At 73.7% G+C, this 1,107-nt stretch carries 2 protein-coding genes; one reads left to right on the forward strand and one right to left on the reverse strand.

Annotation, left to right across the window (positions count from 1 at the left end; all coding sequences use genetic code 11):
• On the forward strand, positions 1 to 400 hold a 400-nt coding region (locus AB0C29_RS49810; protein WP_360835580.1), incomplete at its 5' end, for a protein kinase.
• 8 nt (positions 401 to 408) lie between these two features.
• Here AB0C29_RS49810 and AB0C29_RS49815 read toward each other — a convergent pair.
• A complete protein-coding gene (locus tag AB0C29_RS49815; protein WP_360835582.1) occupies positions 409 to 1,008 on the reverse strand; it encodes a 5'/3'-nucleotidase SurE in 600 nt (199 codons plus the stop codon).
• Positions 1,009 to 1,107: the final 99 nt, after the last annotated feature.

The following is a 1,107-nucleotide window of genomic DNA, read 5'->3' on the forward strand; positions in this document are numbered from 1 at the left end:
GCACGAAGTCCTGGACCGCGGCGGCCTCGACCGCGGCGGCCTTGACCGCGGCGGCCTCGACCGCGCCGGCGACGCGAACGCCCTGCCCTCGCATCCCAAGACGGCGTTCGCCCGCCCGGCCGACGATGTCTACACCCTCGGCGTGCTGCTCTACGAGATGCTGACCGGCCGTTCCCCGTACCCTCCGGCGGTCGCGGCCATGATCGTGGCCGCCGGCCGGGTCGGTCACCTCGCGCCGACCCCTGTCCTGGCCATCCCCGGCCTTCCGCCGCCGCTGCGCGATCTGGTCCGCGCCTGCATGGCGAAGCGCCCCGAGGACCGCCCACCGAGCGTCGACGTAGCGCTGGACCTCTGGCGGATCCTGGACGGCGTCACCCTGCCCGAGCCCTCGGTCAACTGACGCCGCCGCTAGATCGCGGGCGTCTGCACGACGATCGACTCGAGGTTGAACTTCACGTCGGTGGCTTCCGCGGGTGACCGGATCGGGGTGACCACCGCGAAGCCTTCGGCCAGCGCGGCCAGGTCGGTGCCCGGTTCCAGCGGCTCGTCGGCGGCCTGCACCGCGGTGCGGACGAAGCCCTCGCCGGCCTCCGCGATGCTCATCTGCACCTGACCGAATCTGGCCAGGGTGGCCCGGCGCAGCCCGCGGATGCCGTCCACGTGCAGGTCCGGCACGTTGAGGTTGAGCACCGTGCCCGGCGGGGTGTGGGTCAGGGTGGGCAGCAGTTTCATCGCCAGGCCGGCGGCGCTGTCCCAATGCCGGTTCTCGTCGTCGGCGTGTTCCAGGTCGGCGATGGCCTGGCCGCCGCTGGCCGCGGTGCCGTTGGCCGGGGAAAGCACGTCCAGGGAGACGGCGAGGCCGTGCACACCGGCGTGCGAGGCCGTCAGCGTGGCGCCGACCGTGCCGGAGTGCACGACCGCCGCGCCCGCGTTGGCGCCGCGGTTGATGCCGGACAGGACGATCTGCGGGGGCGGGCCGAAGGCGCTGCGCAGGGCGAGCAGCACGATGAAGGCGGGGGAGGGAGCACGAGCTTGCGGCCGGGTGCGCCGCGGTCACGCCATGCGTCGATCGTGCCGTCCACGGAGAAGTCCGGGTTGTCGGGCGCG

It is taken from the genome of Actinoplanes sp. NPDC048791 (assembly GCF_040650095.1).
Taxonomy (GTDB): domain Bacteria; phylum Actinomycetota; class Actinomycetes; order Mycobacteriales; family Micromonosporaceae; genus Actinoplanes.